The 15,033-nt window shown below is 40.2% G+C and carries 9 protein-coding genes; 6 read left to right on the forward strand and 3 right to left on the reverse strand.

Annotation, left to right across the window (positions count from 1 at the left end):
* The first annotated feature begins 60 nt into the window (after positions 1-60).
* The 3 genes from IEX65_RS13245 (at position 61) to IEX65_RS13255 (ending at position 6,654) form a co-directional block, all read left to right on the forward strand.
* On the forward strand, positions 61-4,398 hold the full coding sequence (locus tag IEX65_RS13245) for a CusA/CzcA family heavy metal efflux RND transporter (RefSeq protein ID WP_188766560.1): 4,338 nt from the start codon (positions 61-63) through the stop codon (positions 4,396-4,398).
* Positions 4,399-4,511: 113 nt separating this feature from the next.
* Complete coding sequence (locus IEX65_RS13250; RefSeq protein WP_188766561.1) at positions 4,512-5,519, forward strand: cation diffusion facilitator family transporter; 1,008 nt, start codon at positions 4,512-4,514, stop codon at positions 5,517-5,519.
* Positions 5,503-6,654, forward strand: coding sequence for an efflux RND transporter periplasmic adaptor subunit (locus tag IEX65_RS13255; RefSeq protein ID WP_188766562.1), 1,152 nt, complete (start codon positions 5,503-5,505; stop codon positions 6,652-6,654). Before IEX65_RS13250 ends, IEX65_RS13255 begins: the two co-directional genes overlap by 17 nt.
* Before the next feature lie 94 nt (positions 6,655-6,748).
* Here IEX65_RS13255 and fucP read toward each other — a convergent pair whose 3' ends face one another.
* Positions 6,749-7,984, reverse strand: coding sequence for an L-fucose:H+ symporter permease (gene fucP / locus IEX65_RS13260; protein WP_188766563.1), 1,236 nt, complete (start codon positions 7,982-7,984; stop codon positions 6,749-6,751).
* 191 nt (positions 7,985-8,175) lie between these two features.
* Between fucP and IEX65_RS13265 the strand changes: the two genes are divergently transcribed.
* The gene (locus IEX65_RS13265) at positions 8,176-9,876 is read left to right on the forward strand and encodes a GMC oxidoreductase (RefSeq protein ID WP_188766564.1); all 1,701 of its coding nucleotides are present in this window, start codon (positions 8,176-8,178) and stop codon (positions 9,874-9,876) included.
* A gap of 32 nt (positions 9,877-9,908) precedes the next feature.
* Here the strand turns inward: IEX65_RS13265 and IEX65_RS13270 are convergent, their stop codons facing one another.
* Entirely contained in the window at positions 9,909-10,742 is an 834-nt protein-coding gene (locus IEX65_RS13270; protein ID WP_188766565.1) for an amidohydrolase family protein, read from the reverse strand.
* Between the two features lie 432 nt (positions 10,743-11,174).
* On the opposite strand from IEX65_RS13270, the gene IEX65_RS13275 reads away from it, so the two are divergent.
* Positions 11,175-11,876 (forward strand): DNA alkylation repair protein, encoded by a 702-nt coding sequence (locus IEX65_RS13275; RefSeq protein ID WP_188766566.1) that lies wholly within the window; start codon positions 11,175-11,177, stop codon positions 11,874-11,876.
* Positions 11,877-12,068: 192 nt separating this feature from the next.
* Positions 12,069-13,331 (forward strand): aminotransferase class V-fold PLP-dependent enzyme, encoded by a 1,263-nt coding sequence (locus tag IEX65_RS13280; RefSeq protein ID WP_188766567.1) that lies wholly within the window; start codon positions 12,069-12,071, stop codon positions 13,329-13,331.
* Between the two features lie 104 nt (positions 13,332-13,435).
* On the opposite strand, the gene IEX65_RS13285 is transcribed toward IEX65_RS13280, so the two are convergent.
* A complete protein-coding gene (locus tag IEX65_RS13285; RefSeq protein WP_188766568.1) occupies positions 13,436-14,725 on the reverse strand; it encodes a DUF937 domain-containing protein in 1,290 nt (429 codons plus the stop codon).
* Positions 14,726-15,033: the final 308 nt, after the last annotated feature.

A 15,033-nucleotide genomic window follows, 5' to 3' on the forward strand; every position in this document is an offset into this window, starting at 1 on the left:
CGCCATAACTTACCCGTCGTATTTGGGTAATAGTTGTGCTTATCTTATTCTATTAAAATCATGCTAAATTCAATCATTGGGTTTGCTATCAGAAACAAACTCATCGTTGGACTTTTTACGATTGCTCTCATTGGCTATGGTAGCTATGAAGTAACTAAATTGCCCATTGATGCCGTTCCGGATATTACCAATAACCAAGTACAGGTAATCACGATTGCTCCCTCGTTTGGTGCAACCGACATCGAACGGCTCGTAACGTTTCCGATTGAGCAAGCCAATAATAATATTTCTGGACTTCAAGAAATCCGAAGTTTTTCTCGCTTTGGTTTATCGCTCGTGACCATAGTTTTTGATGACGAAACCGATATCTATTGGGCAAGGCAGCAAGTGGCCGAACGCCTCCAGAGAGTACAAACCGAAATTCCTGCGGGCATCGGTGTACCCGAACTCGGGCCTGTTTCTACTGGTTTGGGCGAAATTTACCAATACGTTGTACGTCCGAAAGAAGGTTATGAATCAAAATATGATGAAACCGAGCTTCGCACGATTCAAGACTGGATTGTCCGCCGACAACTACTGGGGGTAAAAGGTGTAGCCGAAGTGAGTAGTTTTGGCGGAAAACTAAAACAGTATTCTGTTGAAATCGACCCTCATAAACTTCAATCGAATGGCATTACCATCGACGATATTTTCAAGGCTCTCGAAAGCAATAATCAGAATACGGGTGGAGCATACATCGAAAAAGGCTCAACGGCTCTATTTATTCGTAGCGAAGGACTTATCGGAAACTCAGAAGATATTGGCAATATCGCTATCAAAAGTTTGAGCGGTGGTACTCCTCTATTCATCAGAGATGTAGCTGAAGTCAAAATTGGTCATGCAACCCGATACGGAGCCTTGACTTTCAACGATAAAGGAGAAGTTGCAGGAGCAGTGGTGATGATGCTCAAAGGTGCAAATAGTAGCGAGGTTATCAAAAATGTAAAAGACCGTGTCGCTCAGATTCAGAAAACACTTCCCGAAGGCGTAGTCATAGAGCCATTTCTTGACCGCACCAAAATGGTAAATAACGCCATCGGAACAGTAGAGAAAAACCTTTTAGAAGGAGCATTGATTGTGATTTTTGTGTTGGTGCTTTTTCTCGGAAATTTCCGAGCGGGTATTTTGGTTGCTTCGGTTATTCCGTTGGCGATGCTTTTTGCCATCATCATGATGAATCTTTTCGGAGTTAGTGGCAACCTCATGAGTCTCGGAGCATTAGATTTTGGATTGATTGTCGATGGAGCTGTCATTATCGTTGAGGCCGTCATGCACGTGCTGGCGGGTAAACACGCTCACGGTCGGGCAGCATATACGCAAGGAGAAATGGATGATATTACCGAAAAATCAGCAGGAAAGATGATGAATAGTGCGGTTTTCGGACAAGTGATTATCTTGGTTGTGTATCTTCCCATCTTTACATTACAAGGCATCGAAGGTAAAATGTTCAAGCCGATGGCTCAGACCGTAGCTTTTGCATTGTTAGGAGCGTTTATTCTATCATTGACCTATATTCCGATGATGAGTGCTGTATTTTTGAGTAAGAAGACCAAGCACGAACCCAATATTTCGGACAGATTGATGGCGAACATCGAACACGCTTATCAATCAGCTTTAAGCAAAATTCTTAGTTTTCCGAAAGTTGTTCTTGCTGCTACCATTGGTCTTTTTGTTTTGGCTCTTATTGTACTATCAACACTCGGAGGCGAATTTATCCCTGCTCTCGAAGAAGGTGATTTTGCCGTAGAAACTCGTGTGCTTACGGGAAGCAATCTCAATACAACCATCGAAAACACGCAAAAGACTGCTCATATCTTGAAAACTCGTTTTCCTGAAGTAGAAAAAGTGGTGACCAAAATTGGTAGCGGTGAAGTACCAACCGACCCAATGCCCATGGAAGCCTGCGATATGATGGTGATTCTGAAGGATAAAAGCGAATGGACATCGGCCGAAACTTTTGATGAATTGGCCGAAAAAATGACCAAAGAACTTGCCGAAGTTCCTGGCGTAACGGTTGGCTTTCAGTTTCCTGTTCAGATGCGTTTCAATGAATTAATGACAGGTGCGAGACAAGACGTGGTTTGTAAAATTTTCGGAGAAGACCTCGATACACTCACCAAATATGCCCATCATTTGGGCGAAATCATTAGTAGTGTTGAAGGGGCAAAAAACCTTTACGTAGAAACGGTTTCGGGAATGCCACAAGTATTGATTGAATATAAACGCAATATGATTGCTCAATATAACCTTAGCATTTCTGATGTGAACCGAATCGTCAATACTGCTCTGGCTGGCCAAAGCACAGGAATGGTATTTGAAGGAGAAAAACGCTTCGATTTGGTGGTAAGATTAGCGGGCGAACAAAAGAAAAACTTAGAAGATATTCAGAATTTGCTTGTTCCTACGCCAAATGGCACACAAATTCCACTTTCTCAGTTGGCCGATGTGGCTATCAAAGATGGCCCAAATCAGATTCAACGTGAAGATGCCAAACGCAGAATTGTGGTGGGTTTCAACGTTAGAGGTCGTGATGTTCAGACAATCGTAAACGAACTCCAAGATAAAGTTGATAAGAAAATAAAGTTTCCAACGGGCTATTACGTAACCTACGGTGGGGCATTCGAAAACCTCAATGCAGCCAAACAACGCCTCATGATTGCTGTGCCGGTTTCGTTGATTCTGATTTTTTTATTATTATTTTTTGCTTTCAATTCAATCAAACACGGCTTGCTAATTTATTCGGCCATTCCGCTTTCAGCCATTGGCGGAATTTTCTTTTTAGCTATGCGTGGCTTGCCTTTCAGCATCAGTGCAGGAGTTGGATTTATTGCTTTGTTTGGGGTAGCGGTTTTGAATGGTATCGTTCTGATTGCGGAGTTTAATCGCATAAAAAATGATGGCGAACATGACCTTCGGAAAGTAGTTTTGCAAGGAACAAATCTAAGACTTCGGCCCGTCTTGATGACGGCTTTTGTGGCATCATTGGGCTTTTTGCCAATGGCTTTGAGCAATGGTGCAGGAGCAGAAGTACAACGCCCACTCGCTACGGTTGTGATTGGAGGTTTGCTTATTGCTACGTTTTTAACGCTCTTCGTTCTCCCAATTCTATACATGGTATTTGAGGGAAAAACTAAGGTTATCTCGCCAAAAGCTGCTATTATTTTGCTTTTTCTGACTTTCTCGCTATCGGCTAACGCTCAAGCTCCAATAAGTTTGGAAGCAGCTATTGATATGGCTTTGAAAAATAACCTTGCTATCAAAAATGAAAAGATAAAGGCTGAGTATCAAAAAAGTATCATCGGAACAGCCAAGATGATTCCAAGCAGCACGATTGCACTGGAGGCTGGGCAAATCAATAGTGTTTATATGGATTCGAGGCTGAGTTTGGGACAAAGTTTTAGTTTTCCGAAGGTTTATGAGAGTCAGAAAAACTATTATACCGAACTTTGGAAAAACAGTACTTTGAGCATTGCCTCTACCGAACACGAACTCAAAAAACAAGTAAGTCAGGCGTACTATCATTTGGTATATTTACAACAAAAACGTCAACTTTTACAGTTTGCCGATAGCCTTTACGCTGCGTTTTTAAATCGTGCCGAACTCCGTTTGGCCAAAGGCGAAAGTAATATTTTGGAGAAAGTAACTGCCGAAAATCAACTCGGGCAAATCAATGTTCAGCTACGACAAATAGGCGAAGACATCGAATTGCTCAAACTACGTTTTCAGTATCTTCTCAATACATCGGCCAATCTGATACCCATCAATGGGCCTTATAAACTGCAATTAGCCAATAAAGCCAGCATTGATGTTTTGAAAGAACACCCCAGTTTAAAACTCCTCAGCCAACAGCAGCAAATTGCCGAAGCCAGCATTGATGTAGAAAAAAAGAAGCTTTTGCCTACTTTATCCTTGAATTATAATAACGGTAGCATCAGAGGAACAGGAGCTGATAATGTAGTTTATAATGGTTGGCACAGATTTCAGTCGGTACAAATTGGCGTAGGGATTCCGATTTTTGCAACGGCACAAAAAGCCAAAATCAATAGCGAAAAAGTAAATAAACTTGTGGCCGAAAGTAATTACGAAGTAGGTTTACAAAGCCTCAATAACGCTTATCTAACGGCCTTGGGCGAGTACAATAAGTTTCTGAAAACCGTAGAATATTACGAAAAAACAGCACTAAGTAATGCTAATTTGATTAATACCACGGCTCAGCAACAACTCATCAATGGCAGCATCAATTATCTCGAATGGGTAACGCTCACCAATCAAGCAACCAGTATTCGGAACGATTATGTGGAAGCCGTAAAAAACCTCAACGAAAGCATTATACAGCTAAATTCGTTGGTAAATTATTAAATAGTCCACGGTCAATAGACGATACTCCATAGATAAAATATTTTTTTTGCATTAAATCCTTTTTAGAAAACTATCGACCGTTGTCTGTTGACCATCGACTAATAAAAAATATCATGACAGAAAAAAAAGTAAATCCGATTCGGATGCAGCAAATTTTGGTGGCTGTTTCGGTAGCATTATTTGTTATCAAGTTAATTGCTTGGTGGCTCACTTCGTCGGTAGCGATTCTGACCGACGCCCTCGAAAGCAGCGTCAATGTGATTGCGGGATTTATTGGGCTTTATAGCATCATTCTTTCGTCGAAACCTCGTGACAAAGAACATCCCTACGGCCACGGCAAAGTAGAATTTCTTTCGTCGGCCATCGAAGGGGTGCTGATTTCGATTGCGGGTTTCATCATCATCTACGAAGGAATCAATAATTTCATTCATCCCCACGAGTTAAAACAACTCGATTTTGGTTTGGCGTTGGTTGCTCTTACGGGTGCTATCAATTATTTGGTAGGTTATTATTGCATCAAAAAAGGCCGTGAAGAAAACTCCCCTATCCTGATTGCCAGTGGCTCACATTTACAGTCAGATACATACTCGTCGATAGGGCTTTTACTCGGTGTAGGTTTGATTTTGCTCACGGGTTTTGCTTGGATAGATAGCGTGGCGGCCATCATTTTCGCCTTCATTATTATTTATACGGGCTACAAAATCATCAGAAAATCAATTTCTGGAATCATGGATGAAGCCGATGGTGCAATTATCGACCAAATAGTGGGGATTCTGAATGAGCACCGCCAAAACGACTGGATTGACGTGCATAATATGCGAGTAATCGACTACGCAGGTTTCTACCACATCGACTGCCATCTGACAGTGCCTTATTATATCAATGTCAACGAAGCTCATGAGGTTTTAGACCGCCTTACCGAACTTTTCAAGCAACATTTCGATAATAAGGTAGAGTTTTTTATTCATGTGGATGGCTGTATTCCACAAAAACAATGCAGTATCTGTAATATTCCCGATTGTCCTGTCCGCCAATCGGCCTTCCTCAATCACGTTTCATGGACACACGACAATATTTTGTCTAATAAAAAACACTCTCTCAAAAATGAAAAATTTAGTTAAAATAAATAAAAATCTAATCGTCTTAGCTGCTGTTCTGCTTACCGCCTGCGGAAAGAAAGACAACACCGAGGAAACCGCCTCAGACTCAACAGCTATTGAGTCGCCGATTGCGAATTTGACCGCCAAACAAATTCAAAACATCGGCATCGTAACTGCCCCGATGGAACAAAAGACATTTTCGACAATTTTGAAAGTAAGCGGGAAAATTGATGTACCACCGCAAAATCTTATTTCGGTGAGTGTACCTATGGGCGGATATTTAAAATCTACACACCTGATTCCTGGAATGTTTGTGCGAAAAGGCGAAAGTATTGCGGTAATCGAAGACCAACAATATATTCAACTTCAACAAGATTTCTTGACAACACAATCGAAAATCAGTTTTCTTGAGAACGAATTCCAACGCCAAAAAGAACTCAATCAAAGCAAAGCAACCAGCGATAAGGTTTTTCAACAAGCCGAAATGGAACTAAAAACCCAACGAATTTTGGTTAAATCTTTGGCCGAAAAACTCAAATTGGCAGGCATAAGCCCCGATAAACTTACCGAAAATAATATTTCAAAAAGTATCAATATTTATTCGCCTATCAATGGCTATGTGAGTAAAGTAAACGTAAATATTGGTAAGTACATTGCCCCTACCGAAGTGATGTTTGAGCTGGTCAATACCAGTGATATTCACTTGGCTTTGAAGATTTTCGAGAAAGATTTAGATAAACTCAGCATCGGACAGAAAGTAACGGCTCATACCAATACTTACCCTGATAAAAAATACCCATGCGAGATTTTATTGATAGGAAAAAGCCTTAGCGAAGAACGAAACACTGATGTGCACTGTCATTTTGAGGCTTATGATAAAGCCCTCATTCCAGGCACTTACATGAATGCCGAAATAGCTATCAATAATGCTAAAGCATACGTCTTACCCGAAGATGCCATCGTGAGATTTGAGAACAAACACTATGTTTTTGTGAAAAAATCCGAAACGCAATTTGAGATGGTAGAAGTACAAATCGGAAATACAGAAAAAGGTTTAACTGAAATCATCAAAACAGAAAACCTTAATAATCAGACCTTTGTGGTAAAAGGAGCTTATTCGTTGTTGATGAGTTTGAAGAATAAATCAGAAGAATAATTTTAATTGACCACGGAGGTACGGATTACATAGATTTTCACAGAATCGTCCTGTGCTAATTCGTGTAATCCGTGCCTCCATGGTAACTATAATCTTACACCTTAACTTTATATCCTCGTAAACCAAAGTATAATACAACCACAAAGCACGCTAATGGCACAACGTAGGCCGTTTGAATATTGCTCACGTCTGAAACACGGCCCATAATTAAAGGAAAAATTGCTCCACCTACAATCGCCATAATCACCAACGACGACCCCAACTTTGTTTCTTCACCCAACGATTGTACGCTCAAAGAAAAAATGGTCGGGAACATAATCGACATGAAAAATTCTACACCAATTAAACCATAAACCGACATCATTCCGCCATTCAGTACAATGATTGTCAACAACACAATACAAAGTGCCGAATAAATAGCCAAAAGTCGATTCGGACTAATAAAACGCATCAAGAAAGTACCCACAAAACGCCCAATCATAAAGCCCAACAATGCAATGGCCAAATAATCGGCCGCAGATTTTTCGTCAATTTTGGCAGTTTGATAAAGATAGCGAATGAAAAAACTCGACACACACACTTGAGCTCCCACATAAAAAAATTGAGCAATTACTCCCCAAGTTAGGTGGCTGTGTCGCCAAATAGACTGCGAACCACCCGACATATTTATTTCGTGAGCATCATCGGTCACTTCGGGCAAATTGGTTTTATACAAAATAGCCGCCACAACCAGCACAATCACACCAATGACGATATAAGGCATTTTTACGGCCGAAGCTTCATTATCTAAATAAGCATTGAGTTGCTCAACTGACATTCGAGCAATCTCGGTATCAGAAAGCGTCACGCCCGACAAAATGAACATTCCGCCAATTTTCGGAGCGATTGATGCCGCCAAACCGTTGAAAGACTGAGCAAAATTCAGGCGTTGAGTTGCACCTTCGGGTTCTCCAAGTACGGTCATGTATGGATTTGCGGCTGTTTCCAAAAATGTCAAACCCGATGCAATCACAAAAAGGGCTGTCAAGAAAAACGCAAAAACACGAGTATTGGCAGCAGGAACAAATAAAAATGCCCCAATCGCAAAAGTGATAAGCCCCGCAATGATACCAATTTTATAGCCGTATTTTTTCATGACCATACCTGCTGGTATAGCCATTACGAAATACGCAACAAAAAACGCACTATCAATCAAAGCCGACTGAAAATCAGTGAGTTGACAAGCTTTTTTGAGATGTGGAATCAGAATCGGATTGAGATTATGGGCGAATCCCCACAAAAAGAACAACGATGTAAGTAATACAAAAGGAACAAAATACTTGTTTTTCATAGAGAGGCAACTGAATAAGTAATGGTATAAGGTTGGAATATGGGCGAATATAACCGAAAAAAGATTATTGGTGAAATAAATTTCAAAGTATCCATTTGAGAGACTGGCTAAATTCTTACGCAACACAATTATCCAACTCTTAGTTATTTCATTTATTTTGAATAAATTTACCTTCTATTCAACCTATACAAATGCCAAACTTTAACATTGACGATATAAAATCTCGTACTTTTGATGCCATCGTGGTTGGCACAGGTATGAGTGGAGGGTGGGCAGCCAAAGAACTTACCCAAAAAGGCCTACGAACATTAGTTTTGGAGCGTGGGCGAGACGTAAAACATGTAATCGATTACCCAACAACACTAAAACAACCGTGGGAATTTGAACATCTGGGTCAAGTACCGCTCGAAATCAAGAAAGATTACCAGATTGCGAGCAAAAACTATATTTTCAGTGAAGCAACTGCTCATTTCCTGACCAAAGATGCCGAGCAAGAATATATCCAAGACCGCCCCTACGACTGGATTCGTGCCTATCATGTTGGTGGCCGCTCGCTCCTGTGGGGACGCATGACCCAGCGTTGGAGCGATTTCGATTTTGAAGGTCCTGCCCGTGATGGCTTCGCAGTAGATTGGCCAATTCGCTACGCCGATATTGCTCCGTGGTATAGCTACGTTGAGAAATTTGCTGGCATTTCGGGCAATCGAGATGGCCTCTCTACCCTACCCGATGGAGAGTTTCTTCCGCCCCACGAAATGTCGTGCGTAGAGAAGCATTTCAAATCTAAAATTGCCACAAAATACCCCGACCGCCACGTAATCATCGGTCGAGTGGCACACCTTACTCGACCTAAAGATATTCATTATAAACAAGGTCGTGCTGCCTGCCAAAACCGCACGATTTGCGAGCGTGGTTGCCCTTATGGTGGTTATTACAGCAGTAATGCTTCTACGATTCCGTGGGCCGAGAAAACTGGCAAAATGACACTCCGACCACATTCGGTCGTGCATTCGGTGATTTATGATGAAACCAAAGGCCGAGCTACTGGCGTGCGAGTGATTGATACAAATACCAAGCAAATGATAGAATACTATGCAAAAATCATTTTCTTAAATGCTTCGGCACTAAATACAAATTTGATTTTGCTCAATTCTACCTCCAATCGCTTTCCGAATGGGTTGGGTAATGATAATGGCATACTCGGAAAATTCATGGCTTTCCATAGTTATCGTGGAAGGATTTCAGCCGAATATGAGGGACTTCTTGATTCTACAACCGATGGCCGACGCCCAAATGGTAGTTATATTCCGAGATTTAGAAATGTTTTTAAGCAGGAAACCGATTTTCTGAGGGGCTATGCAACTTCGATTGCGGCTTCCAGAATCGAAGTCACCGATAAAGATGGTTTTGGAGAAACCCTTAAACATAATTTATTAAATCCCAAACTGGGTTTATGGGGAGTCAATGCAAGTATGATGGCCGAGACTATTCCGAAAGAAAGCAGTGTGGTAAAGTTAGACAAGCAACTGGTCGATAAATACGGAATTCCGCAATTACGAATATCCATCGGCTATGATGATAACGATGAGAAAGTTTTGAAGGATTTTCACGAGCAATTTTCGGAGATGTATCACGAAGCTGGATTTAAAAATATTCATCCGATTGATACCAAACGTCTTCCTGGTAACGAAAACCACGAAATGGGTGGCGTAAGAATGGGAAAAGACCCAAAAACTTCGCTGCTAAACAAATGGAATCAATTGCACGCTTGCAAAAACGTTTTCGTGACCGACGGAGCTTGCATGACCTCAACCTCAACTCAAAATCCATCGCTTACCTACATGGCTCTTACGGCTCGGGCAGTTGATTATGCGGTGAAACAACGGTTTTAATGAATCGAATTTCTGAATAATTGGTAGCCTAATTATTCAGAAATTTCGTAAAACTTTGCTGCGTTTTCGCCAAAAACCTTGGCTTTTTCTGAAGCAGAAAAATCTTTTGTATAAGTGTCAATAATTTCCTTTACTTGGCTGTATTCACCCGCCACTAAGCATACTGGCCAATCGGAGCCAAACATAATTCTGCCTGTCCCGAAGGCATCAAAAACTACCTCTAAATAGGGCTTTATTTGCTCGTAAGTCCAATTTTCCCAATCGGCTTCGGTAATGATGCCCGACACTTTGCATTGCAGGTTTTCAAATTTCGACAAAGCTTTAATATCTCTTTCCCATTCATCAATCAAACCTGCTTTAATGTAGGGCTTGGCGATATGGTCAAGCACAAAAGGCTGGTCAGGAAACTGAGCCACAAATTTTTGAGCCGTAGCCAAATGTTTCGGAAAAATAAGGACATCATAGGTAAATCCATATTTTTTTAGCTTCGATATGCCACGCAAAAAATTTGGGCGAAGCATATAATCAACATTGGGTTCGGCTTGCAAAACGTGCCTAAAACCCGCCAGTTTTTTCTCTGATTTCCATTCACTTAACTGTTCATCAATGTCATCTGCTTGTAGGTCAATCCAACCCACAACTGCCTTTACGAAATTATTTTTAGCGGCCAAATCGAGTAGAAATCTTGTTTCTGCTAAACTTTGGTCGGCTTGCACGGCTACGCAAGCATCAATACCATTTTGCTGTAAAGTGGATTGTAAATCTTCGGGATAAAAGTTTCGTTGAATAACCGACATATCATCAGTAATCCACGAGTCACGGATAGGGTCGAAAGTCCAAAAATGTTGGTGAGAATCAATGGTCATTTAATAAAATTTTTCTCAAAGTTATTGAATCAAATTGGCAACTGACAAGCAAAGCTGAATTTTTATCTACGCACCATTTAGCGAGTTGAAAAGCCATTTTTTAATCAAACAAAATTAGTTATTGTGCTAAATAAAGACAATGATAGTATAATATAAACAAAAAATTGTACTAATTTTATCTATTGTCTAATTTTTTACTAATAAATTCTTGCATAATTCAATTAAACTCTCTATTTTTGGGTTAAAGTTGTGTGGATTTAGTAGTAGAAAAGGCTATGGGAGCTTTACCCATAGCCTTTCTTTATTTTTATCGGTGGCAATTCACAAAAAAAATCCTTATTTTTAGGCTGCATTTTTAGTTCTTCCCTTCAAAACAAAAAACTCTTTTTTATTCCTTTAATGAACGAATCGAAGCTTCGTTCCACAACAAATATGAGTACAATTACTGATGACTTACAAGCTATTGCTACGCCCCAACGAGCCGAAACTTCTGCGTGGTTTTTCAAAACTGGCAAAGGCCAATATGGCGATGGCGATGTTTTTATTGGTGTAACAAATCCTGATTTACGAGCAGTTTGCAAGAAATACGTTTCGTTGAAATTTGATGAATTACAAGAATTACTGGATAGCGAAATTCATGAATATCGAATGGCCGCTTTGATAATTTTAGTTGAACAAATGAAAAAAGCCAAAGCAGCCGAGAAACGTAGCGAAATTTATGATTTTTATTTAGATAATGCGTACAGAATAAATAACTGGGATTTGGTTGATTGCTCGGCTCGAGATGTTGTGGGATTTTATTTATTCGATAAAGACCGTAGCATTTTATACGATATGGCTCGCACCGACCACCTCTGGACTCAGCGTATTGCTATCATTGCCACACACTATTTTATCAATAAAAAACAGTTTTTGGACACCCTCAAAATTTCCGAAATTCTGCTTTCGCACAAGCATGATTTGATTCATAAAGCCGTTGGTTGGATGTTGCGTGAAGCTTGGAAAAAGGGAGCAGAAGAAGCAGTGGAGGCATTCTTGGAGCAAAATATTGGCAGAATCCCTCGTACAGCTCTTAGATACGCCATTGAAAAAATGAGTGATGAGCGAAAAAAGTATTTCATGACGCTACGATAAATATTGCTTGACTGATTTTTGAGTTACAACATCATACTTAAAGGTTTTTTATATCCCGCAGACTTCGCAGAAAACCGCTGAAATTGTGGAATCTTTTCTGCGAATATCTGCGGTTTCAGCGGGCAATTACGATATACTGAAAACTAAAAATAGAATTATTATCTTCATCAAACACCTAAACCGTCTTTTCCAATGAACAAACGTCAATTTATCAAAATCCTAACTGCTACAAGCCTTACGCTACCTGCTTTTGGAAAAAAACTGGACAAAACACTGACGAGATTTGAGCAACAAACGCCCGAAAATCTGGCTCAAAACGAAGATTTTTGGGCAGAAATCAGAAAAGCTTACCGCATCAAGCCTGATTATATCAATCTCGAAAACGGTTATTACTCGTTTGCTCCACAAGAAACCTTAGAGGCATTTATTGGCAATGTACGAGAAATTAATTTTCAAGCATCTTACTATATGCGTACTCGACAATTTGATGATAAAGCCGAAGCACGCAAAAAACTGGCGGCATTGGCGGGGTGTTCGGTAGAAGAATTGATAATTACAAGAAACACGACCGAATCGCTTGATACGGTGATAGCAGGATACGATTGGAAAGCAGGTGATGAGGCCGTGATGGCCATGCAAGATTACGGTGCAATGCTTGATATGTTTAAGCTACAAGCTCGTCGCTATGGTATTGTAAATAAAATTGTGTCGATTCCGAATCATCCAAAATCTGACGAGGAAATTGTAGAAATCTACGAAAAAGCCATTACGCCTAAAACTCGCCTACTGATGGTTTGTCACATGATAAATATTACGGGGCATATTTTACCTATCCGAAAAATCTGTGATATGGCTCATGCCAAAGGTGTGGATGTGATGGTTGATGGAGCTCATGCCTTGGCACACATTGACTATAAAATCAGCGATTTGGGCTGTGATTATTACGGAAGTAGCCTGCACAAATGGCTCAGTGTGCCTCTCGGTGCGGGACTTTTGTACGTAAAAAAAGATAAAATTAGCAAACTTTGGCAAATGTTTGGCGATATGGGTTATCAGGATGATGATATTAGAAAATTGAATCATACGGGTACACACCCTGTGCATACCGACCTCACGATAAGTCACGCCATTGATTTTCACCAAAAGATTGGCATTCAACGCAAAGAAGCAAGGTTGCGTTACCTACAAGAATATTGGACAAAACAAGTACGAGATATTCCGAATATCGTGCTGAATACTCCAGCCGATGATAAGCGTGCTTGTGGCATTGCGAATGTAGGAATAAAGACCATAAAACCAGCCGATTTAGCAAAAATGCTATTGAGTAAATATAAAATCTGGACGGTAGCCATAGATTACGCCAACGTACAAGGCTGCCGAATTACTCCAAATGTTTATACCTCAACGGCCGAATTAGATAAGTTTGTTGCGGCATTGAAAGAATTGGCGGTTTAAGTTGCCCTGTCATAAAAACGTCGGCAAGGGTCAAAACCTTGCCGACGTTGAAATATCCTTAAATATAATATCGAAAATCCAGATTGGACGTTCTTACGAAAAAATCATTTTACTTTCAAAACAACTTTCGAGTCAACATCTTTTACTGATGAACTCTGAACCGAAATTTGATTTTCACTAACGCCTCTTTCAAGTAAAACTTCTCTGATGGCATAGGCACGGTCTTCGCCGAGTGTTCCTTTCGAGCTTTGTGAGCCACCCGCAATCGTGATTTTTGATTTACGGTTAGCTTTCAAGTATTTCACAACTGCATCTAAATCGCCTTTTGAACTAATTTCTGCACTATTATTCTTAAAGTTAGTATTCAAAATTATCCACGCTTTTGTATTTTTAAGCTGCTCTTCGATTGGATGATTAGCAAAAACATTATCGAAGGTTACTTTTCTCTCCTCTTTTTTGGGTTCTTCGGCTTTTTTCTCAACTGGCTTAGTAGGTTCTACCTTTTTCGGCTCTTCAGCTTTTGGCTTTTCTTCGGTCGTTTTTTCTGGAGTTTTTACTTCCTTAATCGGCTTAGCTACTTCAGTATTTGAAAAACCACTTGTAGTATCAACAGAAGTTGCTGTAGCCGAAATGCTACTATCCGAAAATGTCGAATCTTGTTTTGGTAGCACCCCAACTTCGGCTGTTGGTTCGACAGGTTTAACAGTTTTACGGTATTTCCAAAAATAAGCTACACCAGCCAAAAACAATAGGCCAACCAAAACCCACGGAATCCATGACCAAATACCCTTACTTTCGGTACTTTCTTTTTTGAGTTCTTTTGGTTTTTCTTCACTTTGTGGTTTAACCGCAGCACCCGAACTTTTAAAATTAAGTTGATTGGCAATAGCAGGTGGTAAAGCCCCAAAAACAGACTCTCGTTGGTCGGCCAAAAGCCTTGTCAGACCAGATACGCCGAGACCTTCTTTGTTCACGACTTTGCCCAATGCTCCCAAAACGAGTGGAGCCGCCAAACCCACCAACGAAGAAGCAGAAGTTTTGCGAATACCCGTGAGCGTAGATAATTTTTCTACGATAGAATTGCTCTTACTGCCTGTAAAGTGGTTAAAAATATTAGAGCCAATTGTGATTAATAGCTGCGTTTTATCAAAATTACTGAGCAAATTCGGCAAATCGTCGAGGATTTCGCCAGTATGACCGCCATCTTTCAAGACATCCATGACCTTGCCTGTCTCTTCGTCGTTAGAGGCATTTCTCATAATTCCGCCTAAAACAATCGGCACTGAGCTGTTTAAAGCCGAGCCGATATTCTCTGGGTGTTCGCCCAGAAAGTTACTAACTTTCTCTATGACAGAATCAGTCAATTTGTCTTTGATGAGTCCAAGTATGTCCATAAAGCTACGAATTCGTGATTAATAAATAGTTTTCGGGAGGCGTTTTACATTTACGCTGAAACCCTCAAAAACTATGCCCAAAGTAAGCCGTGCCTAAAATATTATGTATCCGCTTGATAACAAAACGAAGGAAATTGGGTGAATATTTTAGATTGAAATAAGTTGAAAACGGCTCACTTTCAACAATAAATGGTTAAGAAAAATATCTTTAGATTACTATGAAACTGCTAATCAATAATGTAAACATTCGTACTTAATAATATTTGCAATAAAAAAAATGCAGAAATGTGTTGCAATAAAAAAAATGC

The organism is Emticicia aquatilis, from assembly GCF_014644295.1.
Taxonomy (GTDB): Bacteria; Bacteroidota; Bacteroidia; order Cytophagales; family Spirosomataceae; genus Emticicia; species Emticicia aquatilis.

Excerpts from the sequence above, each read along its gene's own strand:
- IEX65_RS13280 (WP_188766567.1), top strand. The coding sequence starts at position 12,069 with ATGAACAAACGTCAATTTATCAAAATCCTAACTGCTACAAGCCTTACG.
- IEX65_RS13270 (WP_188766565.1), bottom strand. The coding sequence starts at position 10,742 with ATGACCATTGATTCTCACCAACATTTTTGGACTTTCGACCCTATCCGT.
- IEX65_RS13255 (WP_188766562.1), top strand. The coding sequence starts at position 5,503 with ATGAAAAATTTAGTTAAAATAAATAAAAATCTAATCGTCTTAGCTGCT.
- fucP (WP_188766563.1), bottom strand. The coding sequence starts at position 7,984 with ATGAAAAACAAGTATTTTGTTCCTTTTGTATTACTTACATCGTTGTTC.
- IEX65_RS13275 (WP_188766566.1), top strand. The coding sequence starts at position 11,175 with ATGAGTACAATTACTGATGACTTACAAGCTATTGCTACGCCCCAACGA.
- IEX65_RS13265 (WP_188766564.1), top strand. The coding sequence starts at position 8,176 with ATGCCAAACTTTAACATTGACGATATAAAATCTCGTACTTTTGATGCC.
- IEX65_RS13245 (WP_188766560.1), top strand. The coding sequence starts at position 61 with ATGCTAAATTCAATCATTGGGTTTGCTATCAGAAACAAACTCATCGTT.
- IEX65_RS13285 (WP_188766568.1), bottom strand. The coding sequence starts at position 14,725 with ATGGACATACTTGGACTCATCAAAGACAAATTGACTGATTCTGTCATA.
- IEX65_RS13250 (WP_188766561.1), top strand. The coding sequence starts at position 4,512 with ATGACAGAAAAAAAAGTAAATCCGATTCGGATGCAGCAAATTTTGGTG.